Genomic DNA, 26,964 nt, shown 5'->3' with positions numbered 1-26,964 from the left:
GGACAGGCCGTCGAGAACGCTACCGGACGGCGGACGGGAGGCGCGGGTCGGGCCCGCCCCGCGCCTCCCGTCCGCCCGCTGGTGGTTCTAGGACCACACGCGGCTCGCGATGTCGACCACACTCCGGACCTTCGCCCACTGCTCGTCCTCGGACAGGACGTTGCCCTCCTCGGTGGACGCGAACCCGCACTGCGGGCTGAGCGCGAGCTGCCCCAGCGGGGCGAACGCCGCGGCGTCGCGGATGCGCTGCTCGACCACGGCCGGGTCCTCGAGCTCCCCGGTCTTCGAGGTGACGAGGCCGAGCACGACGACCTGGTCGCCCTCGGGCAGGAACCGGAGCGGCTCGAAGCCGCCCGCCCGGTCGCTGTCGTACTCCAGGAAGTACCCGTCGTAGCCGGTGTTGCCGAGCAGTTCCTCGGCGACGGGCTCGTACCCGCCCGACGTGATCCACGTCGACCGGAAGTTCCCACGGCACACGTGCGTGGTGACGACGAGGTCCTCCGGACGGCCGTCGAGCACACGCCGGATGATCGACGAGAACCGGGCCGCGATGCCGTCCGTCTCGATGCCCCGCTCGCGTGCCTTCACCATCTCGGCCTCCGAGCAGGCGTACGCCCACGCGGTGTCGTCGATCTGCAGGTACCGCACTCCGACGGCGTACAGGGCTGCGATCGCGTCGCGGTACGCCTGCACCAGGTCGTCGGTGATCGCGTCGCGGTCGGCGTAGTGGTCCGTGCGGATCTGGTCGGCGTCGAGCCGGAAGTCGAACACGGTCGGCGACGGGATCGTGAACTTCGCGGTGACCCCGCGCGCCGCGGCCTCGGCGACGACGAACGCGGCGTCGGCGACGAAGGGGTGGTCCGCCGGGAACGAGACGGGACCGGTGACCCGCATGCCCTTCGGAGTGGTGGTCACACCGTGGAACGCGATGCCGTGGTCGAGTTCGACCACCTCGACGCCGTCCAGACCACCCCAGAAGTCGAGGTGCCACCAGGCACGGCGGGCCTCACCGTCGGTGGCGAGCTGCAGACCCGCTGCCTGCTGCGCGTCCATGAGGTCGCGGATCGCGTCGTCCTCGACCGCGCGGAGCGCCACGGCGTCGACGGTGCCGTCGGCGTGGGCGATGCGCGCCGCCTGCACAGCGGCGGGGCGGAGGAAGCTGCCGACGACGTCGGCTCGGAACGGCGGGTGCTGGCGCATCCGTCGATGGTACCGGGGCGGAATCACCGGGACCGGGAGCGCGACGGGGAGGACCATGGCGGCATGACCAGCCACGTCCACGTCGGCCCGTCCGCGTCGCTCGCGTACGAGACCGCGAGGAGCGGCATCCCGCTCCTCGCCGTCCACGGCGCGTACTCCTCGCGCGTCGAGGTGCGCGGGTTCCTCGAGCCCATGCTCGGCGAGCGGGACGTCCGCCGGGTCTACCTCGACCTGCCGGGACACGGTGGCTCCCGCCCGTCGAGCGGGTTCCGGTCCCCCGACGACGTGCTCGACGCCGTCGACCGGTTGCTCGCCACCGAGGTCCCCGAGGGACCGTTCCTGCTCCTCGGGCACTCGTACGGCGGACACTTCGCCCGCGCCGTCGCCGCCAGGCACCCGGACCGGGTCGCCGGCCTCGCCCTGATCTGCCCCGTGGTGCCCGGCGAGCTCCGTCCGGCGGCCTTCGAGGTCGTCCGCGACGACGGCGTCTCCGCAGCGCTCGACGACGACCAGCGCGCCGAGTACGAGGGGTACTTCGTGGTGCGGACGTCGGCGACGCTCGAGCGGTTCCGGCGCGTGGTGGTGCCCGCGGGCGGCGACGTCGACGACGAGACCCTCGAGCGGGCGATCGGCACCGGCCCGCAGGCGGTCGATCCGGACGACGTGCGGATCGACGCACCCGTGGTCGTGCTCTCCGGGCGACGCGACCACTGGGTCGGCTGGGAGCTGCAGGAGCGACTCGGCGACGGTGCCGCCTACCCGCACGCCACCGTCGTGACGGTCGCCGACGCCGGACACGCGCTCCCCCACGAGCGACCGGAGCTCGTGGCTGCCCTGCTCGGCGACTGGCTCGACCGCGTCGGGGTGTGACTCGGCCGCCGCCGTTCCTGCCGCTCGGTCGATTGTCATTGCCCACGTTGACCGGAGGGGTGCGCAATGACGCACCGCTTCGCGATTCCTCGGACGGACGATCGGAGTCGGCTGTCGCGCCCTGTCGGCCCCTTGCAGGCCTAGCTGGCTGCGTTGTGGTGCTGTGTCGTCTGCCAGAGACGCACCGCGACGTCGCGCGCGGCGCGCGGGAGCGGAGACGACGTGATCCTGGTGTAAGGCTTCTCGATGCCGCCGAGCGCGGTCTTGAACCGGGCGATCCCGTCGTCGACCCGGCCGACGAGGTCGGCGGCAGTGTGTCCGCGATCCAGCGACCAGCGCAGGACGTCGTGGTAGAGGGAGGTGCTGGGGTTCGCGGCGCGGTGCTCGCGGAGCGTGCCGCCGGCCCAGACCGACACGACCGGGTGGCTCCCCAGTGCCACGATCACCCCCGAGGTCTGACCGGCAACGACCGCGGCGGCGATGTAGACGTCATCGCGGTCCACTGCCCACCGCTCGATGCGTTCGCCGATGTCCTGCGGGTAGGGCGAGGGCACGCCGCGGCTCGTGTACGACTCGCTGAGCACGCGGGGCAGGAACGTGGTGGTCTCTCCGGGTCGTGCCGGTCGAACCTCGACTCCGTTCGCCGCGGCCGCTCGGAGGGATCGCTTCGCGTTGCGGTGCATGCCGGCGACGAGCTGCTCGGAGGAGGAGTCGGCGAGGTCGACGACGTACGTCCGGTCACCGGACCACTCCACACCGGCGTCCGTCAGTTCGGCGCCGCTCACGGCCACTGCGGGTCCGAGGTCGAACCGACTGATCGGGACACCGTGACGGAGCTGCCAGGAACGGAACGCCCGGAGGGTGTCGACCAGGAGGTCGTCGGGCACGAGTGGTCCGACGTACGGGAACGGCGGGTCGGCCGGTCGCGGGATCCGGCCCGGCCGCACGAGCACCGGGAAGACGCCGACTGACGTGCTGCCGTGGCTGATGATCAGCGGGATGAACCGCCAGCCGAAGAGTTCGCTCTGCAGCTGCAGCCAGGACCAGTCGTGGAAGCCCGTCGCGCCGGGGCTCGAGGCAACGAGCGCATCCCACTCCCGCGCTTCACTCGTCGCGCTGAACCGAATGGATGCACCCACGCTGGTCTCCCGCCCGAAGCGCTCCGAGACGCTTTCCTCGTCAGACTAATGAGCATCCGAGGAGGGTCGCGCGCCCGGCGACGCACTTTGCGGGATACCGCTGCGGGCTGAAACACGTCGTCATGCGGCGCGAGCAGGACGATCCCGATGATGAGCTGCGGGTAACGGTTGACCGGTACTCGTCCGAGCCGCGGGGACCGGAGCATCATGGTGGCCACACGCTCCCTCGACGAAAGCGAGTACTTGATGCCCACGGACGACCCACTGACGACGGACCCTCGGCACTACCGGCTGCTGTGGGAGAACGAGCACGTCCGCGTCCTGGACTACACCGATGCGCCCGGCGACGAGACCCACCTGCATCACCACCCGAACAGCGTGATGGTCACGCTCACCGACTTCGAACGTCGGCTGACCGTGGACGACCGGAGCCGTGACGTCGCGCTCCCCGCCGGCACCGCCGTGTGGCTCGCAGCGCAGCGGCACTCCGGTCGGAACACGGGCACGACACCGACCCACACGATCCTCATCGAGCTCAAGGACGCGCCCGGCGAGGCCGACCAGCCCGGCACGCTGGGCCCCACCGGTCACCGAGCAGGCGGGCTCTGACCGGCGGGTCCGGTCGCCCTAGCGGCCCGCTGCAGCGACGGGTGTGACGAGGGAGGCGAGGAGCGACTTCGCGTCGTCGGGCGTCGCGAGTGTGATCGTCCGGCTCGTGAACGTCTCGGCGGTCGAGGTCGCGACGGCCACAGCGCCGATGTCATCGCTCGACACCCAGTCCTCGGTGCCGGCTGACCGCGTGCGCACCGGGCCGAGGACCATCGCGTGGATGCGCTTGTCGGGCTCCTCGGCGGCGAGGACCCGCTGCATCATGAGCACCGCCGCCTGCTCCATGCTCACCAGGCCGCTCCCCGGGACCGGGTACTCGGCCGACTGCCCCACGACCACGGTGTAGGCGCCGGCCCCGCTCAGCCGTGGCACGATCGCCCGGGCGAGCGCCATGTGCGTCGTGGCGAGGTCGGTGAAGGCGGTGGACCAGTCGGCGTCGGTGATTTCCGTGAGCGTCCTGCCCTGCCACCAACCGCCGACCGGGGCGACCACGTCGTCGATGCCGCCCATGCGTTCGGTCATCTCCTGCCCGAGCGCTTCGGCGCCGGCGAAGGACGTGTAGTCGTGGGTCGGCAGGTGCAGCAACGGGGAGTGTCCGAGGGCGCCGAGCGCGTCTCGCAGTTCAGCGCCGCGGGCGTCCGAGCGCGTGGGGACGACGACGTCCGCGCCGGCGTCGAGGAACGCACGCACGACGCCTTCTCCGACTCCGCCGGTCCCGCCGGGGACGAGGACGCGACGTCCGGACAGACGAGTGTGGGCACTGATGGTGGTCATGATGACTCCTTGTCGAGGTAAACGTTGGTGATGCCAACGATAACATCGTTCGTTGGTTCTGCCAACCGTTAGACTCATCGCATGACGGAATCCAGGCGCCCACCGGCCGCACTGCGGCACCTCGTGAGCTGGCAGGCCGGACGAGTGGCGACGATCGGTGCGCGTCTCACCGCGCAGCAGATGCCGCTCGAGGCCCGTTCCGACTTCGCCGTCCTGGCAAGCCTCGACGAACACGGGTCGCTCAGTCAGGCCGACCTCGGCCGCCTCCTCGGTCTCGACCGGAACAACGTCAACGCCATCGCGGTCCGGCTGGACGCCGATCGCCTGGTCACGCGGACGCCCGACCCGGAGGACCGTCGCCGGAACATCGTGACGATCACCGCCGCCGGGGACGCCCGGCTGCGCGACCTCCGGGAGCGCGCAGCCGTCGTGCAGCGCGAACTCCTCGCCGGGCTCACTCCCGCAGAGCGGGACGAGCTCGTCCGGCTGCTCGACACGGTCCTCGCGAACCACCCGGCGCAGCCCGCCTGACGGCCGGCCGGCCCCTCCGGCGCACCGCGGGATCGAGACGTGACCGCACCGCGGACGAGAGTCGCGGGGCGGGGCTGCACCGCGCCTCCAGTCTGATTACAACGTTGACTTGCGGTTTCCAGCGCTGTAAACATGACCACGCGCGAGGGAGCGCACGAGGGAGCAGCAATGGTCGGTAGCAGGACAGGGATCAGCGGGACAACGCTCGGACGGCGGGGGTTCCTCGCCGGTGCGGCGGGCGGGATCGCACTCGGGACGTTGGCGTTGGCGGGGTGTGCGACACCCGGCCAAGCCGCGACGGGCGGCACGACACTCCGCTTCTACGAGCAGAAACAAGAGGTGATCGCCTACTTCGACAAGCTGCTCCGACGGTTCGAGCGGGAGCACGGCGGCACCTCGGTGGTGCACGACAGCACGACGGCCATCGCGCCGCAGTTCGTCCGCGGGCAACCGGCCGACGTCGGGTGCTTCAACGACAACCTCGAACTCGCCCGCTACGTCGAACGCGGCGTCCTCCGTGACCTGAGCGGACTGCCGTCGGCGGGGCGGATCCGGCCGAGCATCGCCGAACTCGGTGACCAGTACGCGAAGTACCCCGGGCGCGTCAGCGTCCTGCCGTACTCGCTGGCCGCCGCTGGTGTGATCTACAACAAGAAGATCTTCGCCGACCACGGCCTGCCGGTCCCGACGACGTGGCACGAGTTCGTCGACGTCTGCACGGAGCTCGACAAGGCCGGCATCACGCCCGTCTACGCCACCGACCGCGACACGTGGACGCTCTGGCAGGGCCTGTTCGACTACTCCGTCGGCAGCCTCGTCGACACCGGGGACTTCTTCCGGAAGATGAAGACCATCGGCGCCGACGTCGGACCGGACTCCGAGGTGTCGTTCGAGAAGACCTTCGCCGTGCCGATGGAACGCGCGAAGACGATCTCGACGTTCTTCAACCCGGACCACGCCACCCGGTCCTACGCCGACGGCAACCTCGCCTTCGGCCAGGGCAAGGCGGCGATGTACCTGCAGGGGCCGTGGGCGCTCAGCCAGATCGCGCTCATCGACGAGAAGCTCGAGGTCGGCACCTTCGCGCTCCCGGTGTCGAACGACCCCGCCGACCGGAAGGCCCGCGTGAACGTCGACCTCGGCCTCTGGATCCCGGAGGCCAGCACGCACGTCGACCAGGCGCAGGAGCTCGTCGAGTTCCTCATGCAGGACGAGGTCATCGACGCGTACAACCGCGACAACCTCGCCTACTCCACCCGGAAGAACGCGCCGGCGCAGACCGACGAGCGACTCGCGGGCCTGCAGCAGTACGTCGACGACGCCGCGTTCTACCAGGGCGCCGGCACCTTCATCCCGACCTCCATCCCGCTCGGCAACTACCTGCAGTCGGCGATCCGGAGCGGTGACTTCACCTCGATGCTGCGGCGACTCGACGCGGACTGGCGGCGTCTCGCCGGCCGGTCGGCGACCGTCTGAGCCGGGCGACCAGGACCCCAGGAGCGATCATGACCATGCAGACCCCACTCGCCCGCGCGACCGAGACGGATCCGGCCTCGCCCGGCCCTGTCACGGCGGCCGCCCGGGTGCACCGCCGCGTCGGCTCGTTGCGCCGCACCGAGCGGATGTACTACTTCTTCGTCGTGCCGGCCCTCGTGCTGTTCACCGCGTTCGTCGTCGCCCCCGCGTGCGTCGGCATCTTCTACAGCTTCACCGACTACCTCGGCTTCGGGTCGTGGCACTTCCTCGGACTCGAGAACTACAAGGCCCTGGTGTCCGACCCGTCGATCCTCGCCTCGTACGGGTTCACGCTCGGCTTCGCGCTCGTCACGGTCGTCGTCACCCAGGTCATCGCGCTCGCCCTGGCGATCGGCCTGACGAAGAAGGTCAAGTACGCCGCCGGCCTCCGCTCGGTGTTCGTCATCCCGATGGTCGTGTCCGGGATCGTCGTCGCGTACGTCTTCAACTACCTGTTCTCCAACACGCTCCCGGCGCTCGCCACCTCGGTCGGCTTCGGGCCGCTCGAGCAGAGCATCCTCGGTGACCCGAACCTCGCCTGGCTGTCCATCGTGATCGTGTCCGCCTGGCAGACCGTGCCCGGGGCGCTCCTCGTCTACACGGCGGGGCTCACCTCGATCCCGAACGACCTGTACGAGGCGAGCGCGCTCGACGGCGCGGGCGCCTGGAAGCAGCTCCGCTCGATCACGCTCCCGCTCATCAGCGGGTTCATCGTCATCAACACGGTGCTCGGCGTGAAGGGCTACCTCGGCGCGTACGACGTCATCGTCGGCCTCACCGGCGGCGGCCCCGGCACCGCGACGAGCAGTGTCGCGATGACGATCTTCGGTGGCTTCACCGGCGGCGACTACGCGTACCAGATGGCCAACGCGACCGTCTTCTTCATCATCACCGTCCTCATCTCCGTGCTGCAGCTCGCGGCGACCCGTGGAAGGAACCTGCGACTCGCATGACCACCGTCGACACCCGCACCCCAGCACCCCGCACCACGCCCACGGGGCCCGATCAGCCGCCCCGTCGACGTGGACGCCTCGGACGGGTCAACTGGCCGCTGACGATCCTGCTCGCCGTCGCGTCCCTGACCGTCCTCGTCCCGCTCTACGTGACCGTCGCGATGGCGTTCAAGACGAGCGCGCAGTCGGTCGACGGCAACGCCCTGTCGCTGCCGGCGCCGTTCAACCCGGCGAGCTTCGTCGAGGCGTGGCAGCTGACACGCTTCCCGGTCTCGTTCTCGGTGTCCGTCGGCGTCGCCGCACTCACGGTGGTCGCGACGCTCCTGCTCAGCTCGTTCGCCTCGTACGCGATCGTGCGGAACTGGCACAAGCGGTTCTTCCGCTTCTCGTTCGTCTACCTGCTCGCCGCGATGTTCCTGCCGTTCCCGGTCATCGCGCTCCCGCAGATCAAGCTCACCGCGCAGCTCGGGCTCGACAACCCGATCGGCGTCGGCATCCTGCACGCCATGTTCCAGCTGTCGTTCAGCGTGCTCCTCTACTCGGCGTACCTCCGGTCCATCCCGGTCGAACTCGAGGAGAGCGCCCGCATCGACGGAGCGAGCACGTGGCAGATCTTCTGGCGGATCATCCTGCCGCTGCTCGCGCCGATGAACGCCACGGTCGGCATCTTCGCGTTCCTGGCCTCGTGGAACGACTTCATGCTGCCGTCGCTCATCACGGCCGACCCGACCATGCAGACGCTGCCGGTGGTGCAGAACATCTTCCAGAGCAAGTTCGGCACGAACTACAACGTGGCGTTCGCGTCGTACCTGATGGCGATGGCGCCGACGATCATCGTGTACCTGTTCGCCCAGCGCTGGGTGATCTCCGGTGTGACGCAGGGAGCGGTGAAGAACTGATGGCGTCGACCGAGACCCACACCACCGCGGACGTCATCCGCCCGTTCCCCGGCACCGCGCCCCGCGCCGACCCGGCAGCCACGATCACCGGCGACCACTGGCGCGTGACCGTCCTCGCCGACGGGGTGTTCCGCGTCGAGTGGAGCGATGACGGCGGGTTCGAGGACCGCGCGTCGACGTTCGCGCTGCGCCGCGACCTGCCGGTGCCGTCGTACACGGCGGAGCGCACCGGCGGCACCGGCACCGCCGGCCCCGCCGACAGCACCGCCGACCCCGGCACCGCCGGCGGCGGCGTCGTGGTCACCACCGCCCGCGCCCGCCTGCACTACGACGGCCGTCCGTTCTCCCCCGGCGGCTTCACCGTCGAGACGTTCGGCCCGGACGCCAACCGGTGGCGCTGGGGACAGGAGCCGCGCGACCTCGGCGGCACCGGTCGCACCCTCGACGACGTCGACGGTCGGATGCCCCTGGAGCCCGGCATCCTCGCCCGCGACGGCATCACCGTCCTCGACGACTCGGAGTCCTTCCTGTTCGAGGGCGACGGCTGGATCGGCACGCGCGTCCCCGGTCGCCGCGACGTCACGGTGTTCGCGTACGGCCGCGACTACGACGCCGCGCTCCACGCCTACCACGCCGTCTCCGGGGCGCCGTCGCTCCTGCCGCGGTGGGCGCTCGGCAACTGGTGGAGCCGCTACCACCCCTACACGGACACCGAGTACCTGGCCCTGGTGGACCGGTTCGCCGACGAACGTCTGCCGTTCTCGGTCGCCGTGATCGACATGGACTGGCACCGCGTCGGGTCCGTCCCGGAGCGGTTCGGCAACGGCTGGACCGGGTACTCGTGGGAGCCGTCGCTCTTCCCCGACCCGGCCGCGTTCCTCGCCGAGCTGCACCGCCGCGGCATGCGCACGACGCTCAACCTGCACCCGGCTGACGGGGTGCGCGCGTTCGAGGACGCCTACCCGGCGATGGCCGAGGCGATGGCCATCGACCCCACGACCGGCACACCGGTGCCGTTCGACCCCACCGACCCGCGGTTCCTCGAGGCGTACTTCGCCGTGCTGCACCGTCCGCTCGAGGAACAGGGCGTCGACTTCTGGTGGATCGACTGGCAGCAGGGCCGGACCACGAGCCTGCCCGGTGTCGACCCGCTCTGGCTCCTCAACCACTTCCACCACCTCGACTCGGCGCGGGACGGCGGCGCGGGCATGACGTTCTCGCGGTACGCCGGCCCCGGCAGCCACCGCTACGCCGTCGGGTTCTCCGGCGACGCGGTCGTGTCGTGGGCGTCGCTGGCGTTCCAGCCGGAGTTCACCGCGACCGCGGCGAACATCGGCTACGGCTGGTGGAGTCACGACATCGGCGGCCACACGCGTGGAGTCCGCGACGACGAGCTGGCGACGCGGTGGGTGCAGTTCGGCGTCTTCTCGCCGATCATGCGCCTGCACTCGGCGAACAATCCGTTCATCCGGAAGGAGCCGTGGGCGTTCCCGGCCGAGTCCCGCGCGGCGATGGGCGATGCCCTGCGCTTCCGGCACCGCCTGGTCCCCTACCTGCACACGATGAACCACCGTGCCGCCGCGGGCACCGCGCTGGTCCGGCCCGTCTACCACCTCGAGCCGCACCGCGAGGAGGCCTACGGCGTCCCGAACGAGTACGCGTTCGGCAGCGAACTGATCGTCGCGCCGATCGTGGAGCCGCGGGACCCGGAGTCGCTCCTCGGTCGCGCCCGGGCCTGGCTGCCGCCCGGCACCTGGACCGACGTGTTCACCGGCACGACCTACGCCGGGGACCGCCGGGTCGAGCTGCACCGCGGCATCGAGGGCATCCCGGTGCTCCTCCGCGCCGGCGGGATCCTGCCGCTCGCCGCCGAGGACGAGGTCGACGCCACCGTGAACCCGACGTCGCTCGAGGTGCTCGTCGCGCCCGGGTCCTCCGGCTCGTTCACCCTCGTCGAGGACCGCGAGGACGACCCGGACTCGGTCTGCACCACGCACCTGTCGTGGGACGCCGACGGAGCCGCCTTCCGCATCGGCGCCGCCGAGGGCGACCACACCTCGGTGCCGGAGCGTCGGCACTGGCGGGTCACCTTCCTCGCCGCACCGGCAGCCGGACAGCGGGTCGCCGAGCAGTCGACCGACCGTTTCTCGGTCGACCTGTCGGTCGACTCCGCCGACGGTGCCGTGCTCACCCTCGCCGGCCCACCGCGCGTGGGCGTCGACGCACGCGGCGGCGCGCGCCGCCTGCTCGAGCGCGCGCAGACCGGCAACCCCGAGAAGCTGGAGGCGTGGACCGTCGTGGCGCGGGACGCGTCCCGAGCGGACCGCATCGCGGAACTCGAGAGCGTCGACCTGCCGGTCGCGGTCCGCTCCGCACTGGTCGAGCTGCTCGGTGCTGTCCACCCCAGCGCCGTCCAGCCCAGCGACGTTCGCCCCGGGAGCGTCCAGCCCGGTACGGACTGACGGTGTGACGGCCTGGAGGCGCGGGGCGGGTCCGCCCCGCGCCTCCAGTCAGTCGACGGAACCGTCCGCGTACGGTGCGCTCTCCCCCACCACGAGACGGTGGCCCACCGTGACCAGGCGGCCGGCCGCGTCGTCACCGTCGATGCGACCGAGGAGGAGGTCGAGCGCGGACTCGGCGAGGGCGACCGTGTCCGGTGCGACGGACGTGAGACTCGGGGCGAGGCTCGCGGCGAGCCCGAAGCCGTCCCACCCGACGACGGCGACGTCACCAGGGGCCTCCAGTCCGCGCAACCGCATCGCGCGGAGGGCGCCGATGGCTGCGAGGTCGTCGCGACAGAGCAGGGCGTCGATGTCGAGTCCGGCGTCGAGGGCCGCCCCGAAGGCGGTCTCCGCACCCGCCGCGTCGCCGACCTCGCGCGCGACGAGGAGTGCGTCGTCCGCGACGAGACCCGCTCGCTCGAGCCCGGCACGGTAGCCCTCCAGCCGGAACGTCGACGTGCGCGACGCCGGACCGACCTCGTGCCCGAGGAACCCGATGCGCCGGCGACCGAGTGCGACGAGGTGCCCGACCGCCTCGGCCGCGGCGCCGACGTTGTCGATCATCACCTGGTCGGAGCACTCCGGCCGGACGTCCTCACCGAGGAACACCACCACGGTGTCGCCCCGGATGCCGTCGATGTACTCCGGGGTGAGCACCTGCGGGTGGATCACCACACCGTCGACCACGCCGGCCTCGCGCCCCCGCACCGCCGAGCGCTCCCCATCAGCCGTGCCGCCGGTCTCCTCGAGGAGCAACTGGTAGCCGCGGTCCGCGCAGACGCGGGAGAACACATGGGCGAGCTCCGCGAAGTAGGGCCGGCGGAGGTCCGGGAACGCGAAGGCGAGCATGTTCGATCGGCCCGTGGCGAGGCTGCGGCCGGAGACGTTCGGGCGGTAGCCGAGCTCGTCGACCGCGGCCTGCACGCGGTCGCGCATGCCCACGCTGACGTGCCGGTAGCCGCGGACCACGTTGGACACGGTCTTCATCGACACACCGGCGTGATCCGCGACGTCCTGCAGTGTGACCTTGCCCACGTGGCCACCGTACCGGGCCGGGCAGGTGATTCCGGGTTCTGTCACGCCCTGCCCTCCTGCGCTCCGGCCGTCATGCACAGTCCGCGGACGTGGCGAGCGTACGGGCGCTCCGTCTGGACACATCGGCGACGACGCTCACGACCGTGAGGACCAGCATCACGGCGATTCCAGCCCCGATCGCCGCTGGGGCGCCCGCGCCATCGAGCACAGCAGAAGCCAGGACCGCGCTCGCCGCATAGCCGGCCCCCTGCACGGAGTACATGAAGGTGAACCCGCTGGTGTGCAGTGCGGGTGGCAGTTCGTCACGGAGCGAAAGGTTCCTCGTGATCATCACGACCGATTGGCACACGCCGGCGAGCACGAGCGCGATCCCGATGAAGGCCATTCCCGTCGACAACGCCATCGCCCCGAGTGCGACAGCCGTCGCGATGAGGAACACCGTCGATTGCGCGCGAACGCTTCCGAACCACGTCCGCAACCCGTAGACGATGGACGCGAGCGCGCTTGCACCCGCGAACACCGCCAGGAGCAACCCGGACCACTCAGCCCGGAAGCCGCGCTGTTCGAGCAACGACGGCAGCACGAGTTCGGCGACCGCGAGCAACGACAGAGCAGCCGCGCTCGTCAGGTAGATGGGCCAGGCGTGGATCAGCGGGCGTCTCGAGGTCGAGATCTGCGCACCTTCGGTCGACGACCCTGCGGCGAGGAGCTCCCCTCCTGCCGTCGCGGCGAGAACCGTCCCGACGACCAGGAGCGCAGCGCTGAGGGCGAGTACCGCGTACGGCGACACGATCACGGCGGCGGCGACGACCAGCGCCGGTGCGATGAGCCAGACGAGCTCGCTGATGAGGGAATCGACACTGTAGGCACGCGCGAGGTCCTTGTCTTCGACGATCCGACCGAGCGCAGCGCGCAGGGCGCCCCCGCTCTGCGCGGGTCCGGCGCCGGCAAGGACGGCGGCACCGACCAGCAGCCAGTACGGGATGACGCCACCAACGGCGAGGAGGCCGAACGCGACGGCGCCGACCGCGAGACCGATCGACACGTCGCGCCGGACGTTCTTCTCTCGACCGAGCCAACCGAGGAGAGCGGCTCCACCGACTTCGCCGACGACGAAGGCAGCAGCGAGTGTTCCCCCGGAGGCGTACGAACCTGTGGCGCCGTGGCCGAGGAACACCATCGCCAGCGGAGCACTTGCGTTCGGGATCCGGACCACGACCGCGAAGAGCGCCCAGACCGTGAAGCGTTTCCGGACCAGGAAGCGGTATCTGTTCGTCATGTCGTATTCAGGTCCTCTCACGTCGGCTCACCGTGGCCAGGTGAGCGCTCGGGACGGCGGGAGACGCTCCGAGCGCGCCATCGCATGCAAGGTCGCGCAACGAGCGCCGCGAACACCCACATCACAGCAGCAATCGGAGCGTGGATGCGCCCGAGGGAGAACGGACTAGATGATCTTCTCAACCTGGACGAATGCAGCGGCCGTGACGGCAGCAGACCGGGCGGAGTGATCAGGCGCGAAGTGGGTGGGATCCGCTTGATCGGCACCGGCCAGCGCATGGGGCGTCCACAGCGGCGACGCGCGGTCCCATGACTGCTCGCTCGGCGCCACATCGAGGCGCCCCGTGCCCTGAACCGGGAGCTGATCGCTCGTCAGGATCCCCGCCACGGACGCCGCTGCGACCAGTGACGGCAGAGACTGTGCGCCGAAGATCCGCCGGAGACGCCCGAGGTGGTAGTTCACCGTCGCAGCGCTCAGGTACAGCTCCTTCGCGATGCAACGAACCGGTTCGCCCCACGCGAGCAACACCAGGATCTCGACCTGCCGTTCAGTCAGAAGTACGCGATCCATCCTCGATGCCCCCTCCGCCGCCTGGTCAGAAGCGTAGGTCCTCTCCGACTCCCCACCCCGTGCACGCTGCAACGCTGAACGATCCGCGCGGCCGGAGTACACCGCACCCGCTCCTCGAGATCCGTTCGGACGACGTGCAACCGAGCCCTACGCTGCACTGCACGAACGGCACGAGCCGGAAGCGCATGTGCCTCCGGCTCGTGCTGGGACATCCCGCCCTCAGTGCCTCGCCGGCTCGTCCGGGTCGTCGACGTCGCCCCAGCTCCCGATCACCGGGAACTCCGTCACCCGCACCCGCGCCGATCCGTACGGCACCAGCCGCAGGTCGTCGTCGGGCCCGTGGTCGAGCACCGGACTCGGCGGCGGCACGTCTGCCTGGGCGCCCGCCTTCCGCCACTCGGTCGCCCGGGCACCGCTGGCGTGGAGGACCACCGGAGCACTCCGCCCCGTGAGCGACCACGGTGCATCCGGCACCCGTCGGCGGTCGATCCGCCACCCGGGTGCCGAGTCCACCTCGGCGAGCGCTACGTTCCACGACCCGCGGGGGTGGACCTCCCACTCCCCGATTCCGGGGGCGCCCTCGTGCTCGATCCACCGTTCGCCGGAGGTGTGCACCATCGTGAGCGGTCCCAGCCGGACGCTCGCAGCTTGACGGTCGCGGCGGATCACCCGTGCCTGCATGGGCAGCACGAGGACCACGTCGCCGGCCGTCGACCAGTCCCGTTCGACCGTGACGTACCCGTCGACGGGGACCAGCCCGTCGGCTGCACCGCCGGACGCGATCGCCACGGGTGCACCGCCGACCGTGAGCGTCACCCCGGCCGCCCCGGCAGCCCACTCCGGGATCCGCAGCCGGATCGCGAAGGGCTCGGTGCGGTCGGTGTCGACGCGGATCGTGACGGTCTCGTCGAAGGGGTACTCGGTGTCGACGACGAGCGAGACGGGGTCGCCGTCCACGTCGGACTCGATCGCGGCCGGTGCGTACGCGACCACGCGGAGCCCGTCGTCGTCGCGGAGCCACAGGTGCGACACGAACTTCGGCCACCCCTGGTGCAGGTTCGCGGTGCAGCAGCCGAAGTGCGGCTCGAGGCCGAAGAGGTTCGCGTCGTCGGACGAGAACGACCACTCGCGGCGGGCGACGGACACCTCGACCTGGTTGGCCTGCTGGTGGTACTGGTGTCCGCGCATCGTCGGGTCGCTCGAGGCGGGCAGCAGGTTGTAGGCGAGCGACTCGAGCCGGTCGCCGTCGATCCCGCGGCCGTACACCTGGGCGTGCACCTCGGTGGTGAACATCATCTCGACGACCTGGCAGGTCTCGATGCCGGCGGTGGCTTCGCGGCCGCCGAGCCACTCGTCGCCGGAGAACCAGCCGTGCGCCTGTCCGTGCCAACGGTCGAGGTTGCCGAACGAGGACTCCGTCCGGCGTCCGTGCCGCTCGAACTGCTCGTCGCGGAGGGCGTCGACCGCGCCGGTCTTGAGCCCCATCGCCACGTTGGGGCCGTGCGTCCGGTGCGAGAATACCCGCGCGGCGCCGGTGATGAGGCCGCCTGCCAGGTAGTCGTCCCAGTCGGTGGTCTGCGATGCGATGAGGTCGACGAGCTCCAGCAGCCAGTCCTCCCCCGTGCGCTCGTACAGCCACCACACCGACAGGGCGTTGTCGGCGCCACGGGCACGGCCCCACGACGTCAGCGGCCGCGTCGGCAGGTGCTCGAGCTGGTGGCGGAAGTACCGCTCGGCGAAGGGCTCGACGCGCTCGTCGCCGGTCGCGTCCGCGTGCTGCGTCAGGACCTTGAGTGCGACCATCCGCGGCCACCAGTCGTCGTTCGCGGCGGGACCGAAGAACCCGTCGTCCCGCTGGGAGCCGAGGATCCACTCGATCCACGGCGTCGCGAGGCCCTGCAGCCGCTCGTCGTGCAGGACGTGGGCGAGCGGGACGAGCCCGTCGAGGTAGTACGGCCCGCGTTCCCAGTTCTCCCCCGGGCCGCCCAGCCAGCCGCTGTCCGGTCCGACGTCGGACCAGACTGCCTCGAGCTGCCCGGTGATCCCGTCTGCCTGCAGCCGGAGTTGGTCCAGCAGCCACCCGCGTGGTGTGATCCTGCCGAGCGGGATCGGCCGGTGCTTCCGGCCCTGCGCCGTGGTGGTGTACTCGATCATTTGATTGACCCTCCGATCAGGCCTTTTGTGTAGTAGCGCTGCAGCGCGAGGAACAGCACGACCACCGGGACCGTCGCGACGCACGCCACGGCGGTGAGGAGTCCGGGGTCGATCACGGGGACGCCCGGGATCTTGAACGAGGTGCTGATGCTCGAGAGTGCGAGCGGGAGTGTGTACTTGCTGTCGGTCGACAGGAAGACGACCGAGCTGAGCAGGTCGTTCCAGCCGGCCATGAAGCCGAACAGGCAGACGGTCACGAGACCGGGCCACGAGAGCGGGAGCATGACTGACCGCAGGATCCGGCCGGTGCCGGCCCCGTCGATCTGCGCCGCGTCCTCGAGCTCCGGCGGGATGCCGTCGAACGTGTTCCGCATCACGAACACCGAGAACGGGAGTTGCAGGGTGACGAGCACGAGGACCACGCCGGCGAGCGAGTCGAGCAGTCCGAGCTTGCCGAGCACGATCGACAGCGGCGTGAGCAGACCCTGGAACGGCACGACGAGCGGCGCGAGCAGGAGCACGAACACGATCGTCGAGCCGCGGAACCGGATCTTCGAGAGCGCGTAGGCCGCCAGGGTCGACACGATGCCGACGAGGACCGCGACCGAGATCGCGACGACGAACGAGTTGACGACGTTCTGCCGGAGGTCGACGGACGGGTCGAACACCTTCGTGTAGTTCCGGAGCGTCAGTGTCGCGATGGAGTCGAGGCCGATGCCGTCCGCGTCCGCGGACGGCGGCAGGAACGACCGCAGCAGGATGTAGAGCACCGGTGCGATGAAGAGGAGCGCCAGCACCGTCCCGACGACGACGTAGGCGATGCCGGCGATGCTCGGCCGTCGACGGCGGGTCCGGCGGGGGCGCACGTCCGGTGCATCGGTCCGGTCGTCGTGCTCCGGCCTGGAGGCGCGCCCCGCGTCGCGTCGACCGGCTGCGGTCGTGCTGCGCGCCGGCTCCACCCCGCTCCGGCGCACGTCCGTCCCGCTCATCGGTCGTCCTCCGCGCCCGTGGAGCGGAGCGCCCGGAGCTGCACGACGGCGATGGCGAGGATGACCACGGTGAGGATCATCGAGAGCGCGGCACCGTAGCCGAGGTCGTACCGGACGAACGACTGCTGGTACGTGTACATCACCGTCGTCGTGGTCGACCCGCTCGGGCCGCCCTTGGTGAGGACGTAGAACTGGTCGAACACCAGGATCGACCCGGACACCGCGAGCAGCAGGCAGAGCGCGAACTGCCGTCGGACGAGCGGGAAGACCACGGAGGCCTCGCGCCGCCACCACCCGGCCCCGTCGATCTTCGACGCCTCGATGACCTCGGTCGGCACCGACTGCATGCCGGCCATGAGCAGGATCATCGCGACGCCCATCGACTTCCACACGGTGAGGACGACGACCGCCCAGAACGCCGTCGTCGGGCCGGTGAACCAGGCGGTGTCTCCGTCGGTGATGCCCACGGCGTGGAGCAGGACGTTGATGATGCCGGTCCCGGGGACGAGCAGCACGTTCGCCATGTACGCCGCCGCGGTGAACCCGATGACGACGGGCATGAAGAACGACGTCCGGACGAAGGACACGAACCGGCCCTCACCGCGGACCATCGTCGCCGCCGCGTAGCTCACGGCGATGCCGAGCGGGACGGACACCACGGTGAAGAGCAGCGAGAACCAGAGCGAGCGCCAGAACGCGGCGTCCTGGAACGCCTGCACGTAGTTCGCGATCCCGGCCGGCGTGACCCGGCCGAGCAGCGGCCAGTTCGCGAACGACATCCCGACGAGCAGGACCATCGGCACCACGAAGAAGACGAGGGCGAGCACGAGCGCGGGTGCGACGAGCAGCCACGCGAGGAGCTGGCGGCGGCGCGCGCCGGGCCGCGGCCGGGAGCGAGTGCTCCTGACCGCGGCACCGGCGAGCACCGCGGGTGCGGCGACGGTCACTGTCCGACCTGGCTGTACGCCTGCTCGATGAGGCCGTCCGCCTGCTTCTGCGCGGACTGCAGTGCGGCCTCGGGGTCGGCGCCCTGGAAGATGACCTTCTGGGACTGCTGCGCCCACGGCCCGTTCGGGTCGTTGATCACCGCGTTGTAGGCGATGCTCTTCGGGAGCTTGCCGATCGCGAGCGTCGCGACGATGTCCTTCGACCAGTCGTCGGTGGCGAGTTCCTTCGCGATCGCGAGGTCCGGCGCGATCCACCCCTGCGAGAGGTCGATCTTCGCGGCGTCCTCGGAGCTGACGAGCCACTTCATGAGCTTCCAGCCGCCGTCGGGGTTCTTCGCCCCGGCGGTCATGCCGATCTCGTCGCCGCCGAGGAACGACCCAGAGCCGCCGTCCACGCCCGGGATCCCGACGTTGCTGCCGAACTGGTCCTTCTTCGCCGTGAGCACGTTCGCCCCGCTGAAGACGATCCCGACCTTGCCGTTGAGCGCGTTCTCGGAGCCGACGTTGCCCGGGTCCTGGTTCGGCTCGTCGGTCTTCTGCATGAGGCCCGACTTCCACATGTCCTGGTACCAGCCGACCATGCCGACCAGTTCGGAACTCGTGAAGTCCGCCTTCTGCTTCTTCCCCGCGGCGGTGAGGACGCTGCCGCCCTTCGCCCACGCGCTCGGGAACCCGGTCCACGCCTGCCCGACGCCGCCGATGGTGGAGAACCCGCTGACACCGCCGCCGAGCGCCTGGATCTTCTGCGCCGCGGCCTTGACCTCGGCGAGGGTCGTCGGCGGCTTCTCGGGGTCGAGCCCCGCCTTCGTGAAGAGCGACTTGTTCCAGAACATCTGCGAGCCGGTCAGCGCCACGGGCAGGCCGTAGTTCTTGCCGTCGAGCGTCCCGATCTCCACGCCGGCCGGTGCGAGGTCGCCCTTGTCGGACAAGCTCTTGACCTTGCTCGTCACGTCGGCGAGCAGCCCCTGGGTGGCGAGGAGCGGGGTGTTCACGATGTCGAAGCTGACGAGGTCCGGCACGGAGCCCGCCCGGGCCGAGTTCGCGAGCTTGGTGAGGTACTGGTCCGCCTGGATGGTCGAGACCTTCACGGTGACGCCGGGGTTCGCCTTCTCGTAGGCCTTCACCTGGTCGGTGAGGTCGACGCCGCCGTCCCGCTGCCAGAGCGTGATCGTGCCCTTGCCGGAGCCGCCACCGTCGTCGGCGGTCCCGCTGGACGAACAGCCGGCGAGCGCCAGCGCGGCGATCGTCAGTCCGGCGGTCGCGACCGCGACCCGCCGCATGGTCGATGTCTTCATCGTCATCTCCTCGACGTCCTTGCCGCATCGTTGCGGCAAGTTTTGCTGTTGTTGCCGACCATACGTGCGCCGGGAAGCGCGTGTCAATGCTGGACATGGCGACCGCGGTACGGCAAGGTTTGCCGAATGGAACACACAGCGCTGCGGAGGCGACCCCGATGGTGATGCGGCGGCAGGTGACACTCGCGGACGTCGCGGCCCAGGTGGGCGTGTCCGTCGGCACGGTGTCGAAGGTCCTCAACGGCCGGGGCCAGATCGCCGAGGACACGCGACGGCGCGTCGCCGCAGCGGCGACCGAGCTGGGACTGGCCGTGCGCACCGGGACGCGGGGCGCGCCTCCAGGCCGGTCCTTCCTCGTCGGCGTGCTCTCCACCGACGCCTACGGCCGGTTCACCATCCCGATCCTCACCGGAGCCGAGGACACCTTCGGGCCCGGCGAGGTCTCGATGCTGCTCGCCGAGAGCCGTGGCGACCCGATCCGCGAGCAGCACTACGTGCAGACGTTCCTCAACCAGCACGTCGACGGCATCGTCGTGACCGGGCGCTCCAGCGACCCGCGCACCTCGATCACCGAGCTCCTCAAGGTGCCGGCCGTCTACGCGCTCTCCCCCTCGACCGACCCGGACGACGTCTCGATCGTCCCCGACGACGAAGCCGGGGCCGCGCGCGCGATCGACCACCTCGTCGGCTCCGGGCGACGCTCCATCGCCGTGATCGCCGGAGCGCGCCGGCACACGGCGACCAGGCACCGCGTCGACAGCGCGAAGCGCGCGATCGCCGCCGCCGGCGCCACCCTCGCCGGTGGCGACGCACTGTACGGCGAGTGGAGCGAACGCTGGGGGTACGAAGCCGCCGCGCGCCTGCTCGGGACCGAGTTCGACGGGGTCTTCTGCGCGAGCGACCAGATCGCCCGCGGCGTCGTGGACTGCCTGCGCGACAACGGGATCGTCGTGCCGACCCAGGTCGGCGTCGTCGGCGTCGACAACTGGAGCGTCATCACGGACGCGGCGCGGCCGAGCATCACCTCGGTGGACCTCAACCTGCGGGAGGTCGGGCGCCAGGCTGCCGACCTGATGATGCGGATCATCCAGGGCGAACACGTCGAGGGCGGCGTCCGGACCGTGGACTGCTTCCTGGTGCCGCGGCAGTCCACGTGAGCTGAGCGGGACTCGGACACGGATCGTCCCGCCGTAGAGTGCACCATGACCGAAACTGCACCAGCACGCGACCTGCTCCACCTCGGCGTGCTGGCGGACTCCCGGAAGGCCGACGAACGTCGCCTGCCGATCCACCCCGCGCACCTCGAGCGCATCGACCCGGACCTGCGGGCGGCGATGACCTTCGAGCGCGGGTACGGCCGCCACTTCGGCCTCACCGACGACCAGCTCGAACCACTCGTCGGCCCCCTGGCCGGGCGTGACGAGATCATCGCCAGGTCCGACGTCGTCCTCTTCCCGAAGCCCCAGACCGAGGACCTCGCCGAGCTGCGCGACGGGCAGGTGCTCTGGGGCTGGCCGCACTGCGTGCAGAACCCCGACCTGACGCAACTCGCCATCGACAAGCGCCTGACCCTGATCGCGTGGGAGTCGATGAACCACTGGCGCGAGGACGGCGGGTTCGGACTGCACGTGTTCCACAAGAACAACGAGATGGCCGGCTACTGCTCCGTCATCCACGGCCTGCAGCTCTGCGGGTCGACCGGTGACTACGGCCGTCGACTCACCGCCGTCGTCATCGGCTTCGGCGCCACCGCCCGCGGCGCCGTCACCGCGTTGAACGCGCACGGGATCCACGACGTGCGCGTCCTGACCAACCGCGACATCGCGGCCGTCGGTTCTCCCATCCCGTCCGTCGACATCCTGCAGTTCGGGCACGACGACCACGAGCCGTTCGACTCCACGGTCAAGACGGAGGACGGCCCGGTACCGCTGGCGCCGTACCTGGCCGAGAACGACATCGTCGTGAACTGCACCCTGCAGGACCCGAACGCACCCCTGACCTACCTCCGCACCGAGGACCTCGGCGCGTTCCGGCCCGGCAGCCTCATCGTCGACGTCTCCATCGACGAGGGGATGGGCTTCGAGTGGGCGCGACCCACGTCGTTCGCCGAGCCGATGATCACCGTCGGGGACTCCACCAACTACTACGCGGTCGACCACAGCCCGTCGTTGCTCTGGAACTCCGCCACGTGGGAGATCAGCGAGGCGCTGATGCCGTTCCTCCGCACCGTGATGGCGGGCCCGTCGTCGTGGGCTGACTCCGACACGATCCGGCGAGCGATCGAGATCGAGGACGGTCACGTCCACAACCGCGCGATCCTCGAGTTCCAGGGACGGGCTGCCGAGTACCCGCACCCGTTGGGCGCCTGAGGCGGAGCCCGCCGGAGCGCGTCGCCGTCGGTGCGCGTCGCCGTCGCTGGTGGGTGTGAGGGAGGAGGCGGACTGCGGGGCGCTGCCCCCTCCCTCGGAGCGCGCCCTTCCCCCACCACAGGAGACTCCGCAGAGGGACGCGCTCGTCGCGATCAGGTCGTGATCGCGAGCTCTCGTGGCCCGGGCACGGGCACCGGACGCGCGCGGCTCATCGTCTCCAGCACCCGGACCACCTGGTAGGAGTACCCGAACTCGTTGTCGTACCAGACGTAGAGGACGACGTCCTCGTCGTTCGCCTGCGTCGCGAGACCGTCGACCACGCCGGCGAACCGCGACCCCAGGACGTCGGACGACACGAACTCCGGTGACTCGACGTAGTCGACCTGCGAGCGGAGCGCCGACGTCAGCGACACGCTCCGGAGGAAGGCGTTGACGCCGTCACGATCGGCCGGACGCCCGAGGCGCAGGTTCAGGATCGCGAGCGACACGTCCGGCGTCGGCACACGGATGGCGCTCGCGGTCAGCTTGCCGTCCAGTGCCGGGACCGCCTCCGCGACGGCCCGCGCGGCACCGGTCTCGGTGATCACCATGTTGAGCGGCGCGGCGCGACCGCGTCGGTCTGCCTTGTGGAAGTTGTCGGTCAGGTTCTGGTCGTTCGTGAACGAGTGCACGGTCTCGATGTGCCCGCGCACGATCCCGTACTCGGCGTCGAGCGCCGCGAGGACGGGTGCGACGGCGTTCGTCGTGCACGAGGCCGCCGCGACGACGTCCGCGTCCTCGGCTGCGGCGCCGTTGATCCCCTGGACGACGTTCGGGACGGATCCCGTGCCGGGTGCGGTGAGGAGCACGCGCGATGCGCCCGGCGACACGAGGTGTCGTCGGAGCTGCTCGTCGGTCCGCCAGCGGCCGGTGTTGTCCACGATGACGGCGTCGTCGATGCCGTACGCGGTGTAGTCGATCTCCGCTGGGTCGGACGCCCGGATCACGACGATCCTGGTGCCGTTGGCGATGATCGCCTGGGCGGCCTCGTCCACGGTGATCGTCCCGTCGAAGGGACCGTGCACCGAGTCCCGGCGGAGCAGGCTCGCACGCTTGACGAGGTCGTCCGGCCCGGTCGCCTCGCGCACCACGATCGCACGGAGCCGGAGGCCGCTCGCCTGGGACCGGTGCGAGATGAGGATGCGGGCGAGCAGCCGGCCGATGCGCCCGAAGCCGTAGAGCACGACGTCCGTCACCGGCAGCGGACCGCCCTCGCCTGCTGCTCGCAGCTGGGCCGCGATCCGATCGGCCGTGGGCGCTCCCGACGGCGTCCGGACGTGCGCCGCCAGCGCGCCGAGGTCCAGTGCCGCCGGCCCGCTGCCGAGGGCGTCGATCACCCGCAGGATCGCGAGCGACTCCGTCAGGGGCAGCGGTTCGCCGTCGACGTGCCGGGCGAACCGGTGGGCCTTGACGATCTCGATGGCGGAGCGGTTGACGAGTCGGCGGCCGTGGATGCCGGCGACCACGCCGTCCCGGCGGTGCAGTCGGCCGATGATCGGGATCATCTCCTCGGCGAGCTCGAGCTGCGCGTTCCAGTCGTCCCAGAGCTCGGCGTCGGTGTGTTCGGCCTCGGTGCTCACGCCGCGTCCTCGAGTCGCCGGACGAGCTGGTCGAGTCGGGCACGCAGCCGGGCCGGGACGCGGTCCCCGAACCGGTCGTAGTGCGCCCGGAGCTGCTCGGCCTCTGCGGACCAGGCGGCCGGGTCGACCGCGAAGAGCTGGTCGAGTGCGAACCCGTCGAGGTCGAGCCCCGTGAGGTCGAGCTCACCCACACCCGGCAGACCCCCGACGGGACTCCACCGGACGTCGGCGTCACCGTCGAGACGAGCGGCGATCCACTCGAGCACGCGGACGTTCTCACCGAAGCCCGGCCAGAGGTAGCGGCCGTCGGACGACTTCCGGAACCAGTTCACCCGGAACACGCGGGGCGCCTTCGATCCCAGGCGGTCGCCGATCTCCAGCCAGTGCGCCCAGTGGTCCGCCATGTTGTACCCGCAGAACGGCTGCATGGCGAAGGGATCGAGCCGGAGTTCGCCGACGGGCCCCTCGGCGGCAGCGGTCTGCTCGCTCGAGATCGTCGAGCCGAAGAACACGCCGTGTTCCCAGTCCTCCGCCTCGGCGACGAGCGGCACGTTGGTGGCTCGTCGTCCGCCGAACACGATCGCGTCGATCGGCACGCCGTCCGGGCTGTCCCAGTCGTCGGAGATCGTCGGGCACTGGTCGGCCGCCACCGTGAAGCGTGCGTTCGGGTGCGCCGCCGGCGTCGCGCTGTCCGGCGTCCAGGGCTGCCCGCGCCAGTCGATGAGGTGGGCGGGCGGCTCGTCGGAGGCGCCTTCCCACCAGACGTCGCCGTCCAGCGTCATCGCGACGTTCGTGAAGACCGTGTTCGACCGGACCGTCGTCATCGCGGCCGGGTTGGTGTCGGGTCCGGTGCCGGGAGCGACCCCGAAGAAGCCGGCCTCGGGGTTGATCGCCCAGAGGCGACCGTCCGCACCGGGGCGGAGCCACGCGATGTCGTCGCCGATGGTCTCGACCTTCCAGCCGGGCAGGGTCGGGGTCATCATCGCGAAGTTCGTCTTGCCGCACGCCGACGGGAACGCGGCCGCGACGTGCAGCACCTTGCCCGCCGGTGTCGTGACGCGGATGAGCAGCATGTGCTCGGCGAGCCAGCCGTCCTCGCGGGCCATGGCCGAGGCGATGCGCAGCGCGAAGCACTTCTTCGCGAGCAGCGCGTTGCCGCCGTAGCCGGACCCGTACGACCAGATCTCCCGCGTCTCCGGGAAGTGCGCGATGACCTTCGTCGCGTTGGACGGCCACGGCACGTCCTCGATCCGGGTGTCGGCACCGGTGACCAACGGCATCCCCACTGTGTGCAGCGCCGGGACCCAGACGGAGTCGGGCCCGATCTGCGCGAGCGCGTCGGCGCCCATGCGGGTCATGATCCGCGTCGAGACGACGACGTACGGCGAGTCCGTGACCTGTACGCCGACCTGGGAGATCGCACCGCCGACGGGACCCATCGAGAACGGTACGACGTACATCGTGCGACCGCGCATCGAGCCCTCGAACCGTGTCGTGAGCTCCTCGCGCATGGCGGAGGGATCGCGCCAGTTGTTGGTGGGCCCGGCGTCCTGCTCCGTGGCGGAGCAGATGAACGTGCGGTCCTCGACGCGGGCGACGTCGGCCGGGTCGCTCCGCGCGAGGTAGCTGGCCGGCCGCAACCCGCTGTCGAGGGCGACGATCGAGCCGGAGGCGACCATCTCGTCGAGCAGCCTGCGGTTCTCGGCGTCACTGCCGGAGCACCAGACGACCTGGTCCGGTTCCGTCAGGGACGCGACCTGACCCACCCACCGGTGCAGGGCCTCCAGGCCGGGTCCCGGGGCGACCACCGGGCGGGCCGACGCAGCGTGGGCGGCGGTGTCCGCGTCGACGATGCTCATGACGGCACCCGCTCCCCCAGGACGTCACGGATGCGTCCGGCGACGCGTTCGGCCGACAGGCCGTACTTGTCGAGCAGGAAGTCGTTCGAGCCGGACTCGGCCCACGCGTCGGCCAGGCCGACCTTCGTCAGTCGGGCACCGCTCGCGTGGCCGGCGAGGACCGCGGCGACGACGTCACCGAGTCCGCCGACGACCGAGTGCTCCTCGACCGTGACGACCTCGGACGCGCCGTCGAGGGACGCCCAGAGCGCGTCCTCGTCGAGCGGTTTGATCGTCGGCAGGTGCACGTGCCGGACACGGCGACCATCGGCTTCCACCGCGGCCACGGCCTCGACGGTCCGTGAGGTCTGCACGCCGGTCGACACGACGGTCACGTCCGCGGTGCCCGCTCCGTCACCGTCCCGCAGCAGCACCGGCGCGCCGAGCGTGAACTCGTACGTGCTGTCGAAGACGTCCGCGACCGGGTCCCGTGCGATCCGGAGGTAGACCGGTCCGTCGTGGTCGGCGGCCCAGCGGATGACCGCCACCGCCTCGGTCTCGTCGGCCGGTGCGAGCACCGTCATGTTCGGCAGTGCACGCATCACCGACAGGTCCTCGATGTCCTGGTGCGTCTTGCCGCTCGCGCCGTTGAGGAGACCGCTGTAGGAAGCCGCGAGCCGGACGGGGGCCTTCGTCTGCGAGACCAGCATCCGGACCTGGTCGAGCGCCCGGTTCGTCAGGAACACGCCGAAGGACGACAGCCACGGTCGGTACCCGAGCGTCGACATCCCGAAGGCGATGCCGACCATGTTCTGCTCGGCGATGCCGGCCTGGATGAAGCGCTCGGGGTGCGCGTTCGCGAAGGTCACCGCCATGGTCGAGGTGGCGAGGTCGCCGTCGACCACGACGATGCGGTCGTCGGTGCCGGCGAGTTCGGTGAGGGTGTCGCCCCACACTGCGCGCTGAGCCTTCATGCGAGGGCCTCCGTCTTCTGCTCGATGAGGAGTTCCGTGCGAGCGAGGTCGAGCTGCTCGTCGGTCGGGACCCCGTTGTGCCACTTGAAGGTGCCGCGGGTGAAGGAGACGCCGTTGCCCTTCACCGTGTGGGCGATGATCGCGGTCGGCTTGCCGCTCGTGCCGCGGGCGGCGTCGACCCGGCCGTAGGCGTCGAGGATCTCCTCGTAGTCGTGGCCGTTGATCTCGATCACGTCCCAGCCGAACCCGCGGAACACCGCAGGCAGGTTGACGTGCCCCATCGGCTCGCTGCGGTCGTACCGGTCGTGGTCGCCCGACGGCCACCCGTACTGCTGCAGGCCGTTCAGGTCGATGATCGCAGTGAGGTTGTCGAGGCCGTACCGGGGAGCGCAGATCACGGTCTCCCAGACCATGCCCTCCTCGATCTCCCCGTCTCCGAGCACGACCCAGGTGTGGAAGTCCTTGCCCTGCATCTTCGCTGCGATGGCCATGCCGGAGCCGGCGGAGAGCCCCTGCCCGAGCGAGCCCGTCGACGAATCGACGCCGGGGGTGAGCTTCATGTCCGGGTGGCCCTGCAGCCGGGAGTCGCCGTGGTCGAACGTGGCGAGCTCCTCGACCGGGAAGTAGCCCCGGAGCGCGAGGACGGAGTACAACCCGATGGCCGAGTGCCCCTTCGACAGGATGAACCGGTCACGGTCCGGGTCCTGGGGCTGTTCCGGGTCGATCCGGAGCTGGTGGAAGTAGAGGGCCACCATGAGGTCCATCGCGGACATCGGCCCACCGATGTGTCCCGCCTTGCTGGTGGCGACCGTCTCGAGGACCCGCCACCGCCCCTCTCGGGCAACGGTCTCCAGGTGCTCGACATCTCTCGCGTCGTTGCGTGTCACGGCCGACTCCTTCGTTC

Annotated in this window: 23 protein-coding genes; 9 read left to right on the top strand and 14 right to left on the bottom strand. The window is 70.6% G+C overall.

What is annotated here, in order from left to right; translation table 11 throughout:
* Positions 1 to 87: 87 nt before the first annotated feature.
* Positions 88 to 1,200, bottom strand: a complete 1,113-nt coding sequence (locus tag DEJ28_RS01190; RefSeq protein WP_111114158.1) for a 5-methyltetrahydropteroyltriglutamate--homocysteine S-methyltransferase — start codon at positions 1,198 to 1,200, stop codon at positions 88 to 90.
* A gap of 63 nt (positions 1,201 to 1,263) precedes the next feature.
* On the opposite strand from DEJ28_RS01190, the gene DEJ28_RS01185 reads away from it, so the two are divergent.
* On the top strand, positions 1,264 to 2,070 hold the full coding sequence (locus tag DEJ28_RS01185) for an alpha/beta fold hydrolase (RefSeq protein ID WP_181433582.1): 807 nt from the start codon (positions 1,264 to 1,266) through the stop codon (positions 2,068 to 2,070).
* A gap of 140 nt (positions 2,071 to 2,210) precedes the next feature.
* Here the strand turns inward: DEJ28_RS01185 and DEJ28_RS01180 are convergent, their stop codons facing one another.
* A complete protein-coding gene (locus DEJ28_RS01180) occupies positions 2,211 to 3,209 on the bottom strand; it encodes a GNAT family N-acetyltransferase (protein ID WP_111114156.1) in 999 nt (332 codons plus the stop codon).
* Positions 3,210 to 3,455: 246 nt separating this feature from the next.
* Between DEJ28_RS01180 and DEJ28_RS01175 the strand changes: the two genes are divergently transcribed.
* Positions 3,456 to 3,818 (top strand): cupin domain-containing protein, encoded by a 363-nt coding sequence (locus DEJ28_RS01175; RefSeq protein ID WP_111114155.1) that lies wholly within the window; start codon positions 3,456 to 3,458, stop codon positions 3,816 to 3,818.
* A gap of 18 nt (positions 3,819 to 3,836) precedes the next feature.
* Here DEJ28_RS01175 and DEJ28_RS01170 read toward each other — a convergent pair whose 3' ends face one another.
* Complete coding sequence (locus tag DEJ28_RS01170; RefSeq protein WP_181433581.1) at positions 3,837 to 4,592, bottom strand: SDR family NAD(P)-dependent oxidoreductase; 756 nt, start codon at positions 4,590 to 4,592, stop codon at positions 3,837 to 3,839.
* A gap of 81 nt (positions 4,593 to 4,673) precedes the next feature.
* Between DEJ28_RS01170 and DEJ28_RS01165 the strand changes: the two genes are divergently transcribed.
* From DEJ28_RS01165 to DEJ28_RS01145, 5 genes are all read left to right on the top strand, one after another.
* Positions 4,674 to 5,123, top strand: coding sequence for a MarR family winged helix-turn-helix transcriptional regulator (locus DEJ28_RS01165; RefSeq protein WP_111114153.1), 450 nt, complete (start codon positions 4,674 to 4,676; stop codon positions 5,121 to 5,123).
* Between the two features lie 168 nt (positions 5,124 to 5,291).
* Entirely contained in the window at positions 5,292 to 6,599 is a 1,308-nt protein-coding gene (locus DEJ28_RS01160; protein ID WP_111114152.1) for an ABC transporter substrate-binding protein, read from the top strand.
* 29 nt (positions 6,600 to 6,628) lie between these two features.
* Positions 6,629 to 7,591, top strand: coding sequence for a carbohydrate ABC transporter permease (locus DEJ28_RS01155; protein ID WP_111114151.1), 963 nt, complete (start codon positions 6,629 to 6,631; stop codon positions 7,589 to 7,591).
* Positions 7,588 to 8,490, top strand: coding sequence for a carbohydrate ABC transporter permease (locus DEJ28_RS01150; RefSeq protein ID WP_111114150.1), 903 nt, complete (start codon positions 7,588 to 7,590; stop codon positions 8,488 to 8,490). Before DEJ28_RS01155 ends, DEJ28_RS01150 begins: the two co-directional genes overlap by 4 nt.
* Positions 8,490 to 10,952 carry a glycoside hydrolase family 31 protein gene (locus DEJ28_RS01145; protein ID WP_111114149.1) on the top strand — a complete coding sequence of 821 codons (2,463 nt, stop codon included), beginning with the start codon at positions 8,490 to 8,492 and terminating at the stop codon, positions 10,950 to 10,952. The genes DEJ28_RS01150 and DEJ28_RS01145 overlap by 1 nt, the downstream gene beginning before the upstream one ends.
* A gap of 48 nt (positions 10,953 to 11,000) precedes the next feature.
* Here the strand turns inward: DEJ28_RS01145 and DEJ28_RS01140 are convergent, their stop codons facing one another.
* The 7 genes from DEJ28_RS01140 to DEJ28_RS01110 all read right to left on the bottom strand — a co-directional run bounded on the left by DEJ28_RS01140 (position 11,001) and on the right by DEJ28_RS01110 (position 19,260).
* On the bottom strand, positions 11,001 to 12,026 hold the full coding sequence (locus DEJ28_RS01140; RefSeq protein WP_258367856.1) for a LacI family DNA-binding transcriptional regulator: 1,026 nt from the start codon (positions 12,024 to 12,026) through the stop codon (positions 11,001 to 11,003).
* 70 nt (positions 12,027 to 12,096) lie between these two features.
* Positions 12,097 to 13,326: an MFS transporter gene (locus DEJ28_RS01135; protein WP_284180764.1), complete on the bottom strand. Its 1,230-nt coding sequence runs from the start codon at positions 13,324 to 13,326 to the stop codon at positions 12,097 to 12,099.
* Positions 13,327 to 13,470: 144 nt separating this feature from the next.
* Positions 13,471 to 13,875 carry a helix-turn-helix domain-containing protein gene (locus tag DEJ28_RS01130; protein WP_146248774.1) on the bottom strand — a complete coding sequence of 135 codons (405 nt, stop codon included), beginning with the start codon at positions 13,873 to 13,875 and terminating at the stop codon, positions 13,471 to 13,473.
* Between the two features lie 219 nt (positions 13,876 to 14,094).
* The gene (locus DEJ28_RS01125; protein WP_111114145.1) at positions 14,095 to 16,029 is read right to left on the bottom strand and encodes a beta-L-arabinofuranosidase domain-containing protein; all 1,935 of its coding nucleotides are present in this window, start codon (positions 16,027 to 16,029) and stop codon (positions 14,095 to 14,097) included.
* On the bottom strand, positions 16,026 to 17,018 hold the full coding sequence (locus DEJ28_RS01120; protein WP_111114144.1) for a carbohydrate ABC transporter permease: 993 nt from the start codon (positions 17,016 to 17,018) through the stop codon (positions 16,026 to 16,028). The genes DEJ28_RS01125 and DEJ28_RS01120 overlap by 4 nt, the downstream gene beginning before the upstream one ends.
* A complete protein-coding gene (locus DEJ28_RS01115; RefSeq protein WP_111114143.1) occupies positions 17,015 to 17,965 on the bottom strand; it encodes a carbohydrate ABC transporter permease in 951 nt (316 codons plus the stop codon). The genes DEJ28_RS01120 and DEJ28_RS01115 overlap by 4 nt, the downstream gene beginning before the upstream one ends.
* Positions 17,962 to 19,260 (bottom strand): ABC transporter substrate-binding protein, encoded by a 1,299-nt coding sequence (locus DEJ28_RS01110; protein ID WP_181433580.1) that lies wholly within the window; start codon positions 19,258 to 19,260, stop codon positions 17,962 to 17,964. The genes DEJ28_RS01115 and DEJ28_RS01110 overlap by 4 nt, the downstream gene beginning before the upstream one ends.
* 176 nt (positions 19,261 to 19,436) lie before the next feature.
* Between DEJ28_RS01110 and DEJ28_RS01105 the strand changes: the two genes are divergently transcribed.
* Positions 19,437 to 20,417, top strand: a complete 981-nt coding sequence (locus DEJ28_RS01105; protein ID WP_220034580.1) for a LacI family DNA-binding transcriptional regulator — start codon at positions 19,437 to 19,439, stop codon at positions 20,415 to 20,417.
* Positions 20,418 to 20,462: 45 nt separating this feature from the next.
* Positions 20,463 to 21,629: a N(5)-(carboxyethyl)ornithine synthase gene (locus tag DEJ28_RS01100; protein WP_111114140.1), complete on the top strand. Its 1,167-nt coding sequence runs from the start codon at positions 20,463 to 20,465 to the stop codon at positions 21,627 to 21,629.
* A gap of 152 nt (positions 21,630 to 21,781) precedes the next feature.
* On the opposite strand, the gene DEJ28_RS01095 is transcribed toward DEJ28_RS01100, so the two are convergent.
* The 4 genes from DEJ28_RS01095 to DEJ28_RS01080 are packed head-to-tail and all read right to left on the bottom strand — an operon-like array spanning position 21,782 to position 26,947.
* Positions 21,782 to 23,248 carry a glyceraldehyde-3-phosphate dehydrogenase gene (locus DEJ28_RS01095; RefSeq protein WP_111114139.1) on the bottom strand — a complete coding sequence of 489 codons (1,467 nt, stop codon included), beginning with the start codon at positions 23,246 to 23,248 and terminating at the stop codon, positions 21,782 to 21,784.
* Positions 23,245 to 25,107, bottom strand: a complete 1,863-nt coding sequence (locus DEJ28_RS01090) for a phosphoenolpyruvate carboxykinase (GTP) (RefSeq protein WP_111114138.1) — start codon at positions 25,105 to 25,107, stop codon at positions 23,245 to 23,247. The genes DEJ28_RS01095 and DEJ28_RS01090 overlap by 4 nt, the downstream gene beginning before the upstream one ends.
* Positions 25,104 to 26,060 carry a transketolase family protein gene (locus tag DEJ28_RS01085; protein ID WP_111114137.1) on the bottom strand — a complete coding sequence of 319 codons (957 nt, stop codon included), beginning with the start codon at positions 26,058 to 26,060 and terminating at the stop codon, positions 25,104 to 25,106. The genes DEJ28_RS01090 and DEJ28_RS01085 overlap by 4 nt, the downstream gene beginning before the upstream one ends.
* A complete protein-coding gene (locus tag DEJ28_RS01080; protein WP_258367855.1) occupies positions 26,057 to 26,947 on the bottom strand; it encodes a transketolase in 891 nt (296 codons plus the stop codon). Before DEJ28_RS01080 ends, DEJ28_RS01085 begins: the two co-directional genes overlap by 4 nt.
* Positions 26,948 to 26,964 lie beyond the last annotated feature (17 nt).

The organism is Curtobacterium sp. MCPF17_002 (assembly GCF_003234115.2).
In the GTDB taxonomy this organism is placed as follows: Bacteria; Actinomycetota; Actinomycetes; order Actinomycetales; family Microbacteriaceae; genus Curtobacterium.
Note: the sequence above shows the minus strand (reverse complement) of the source record. Positions and strands in the feature narration are given on the sequence as shown.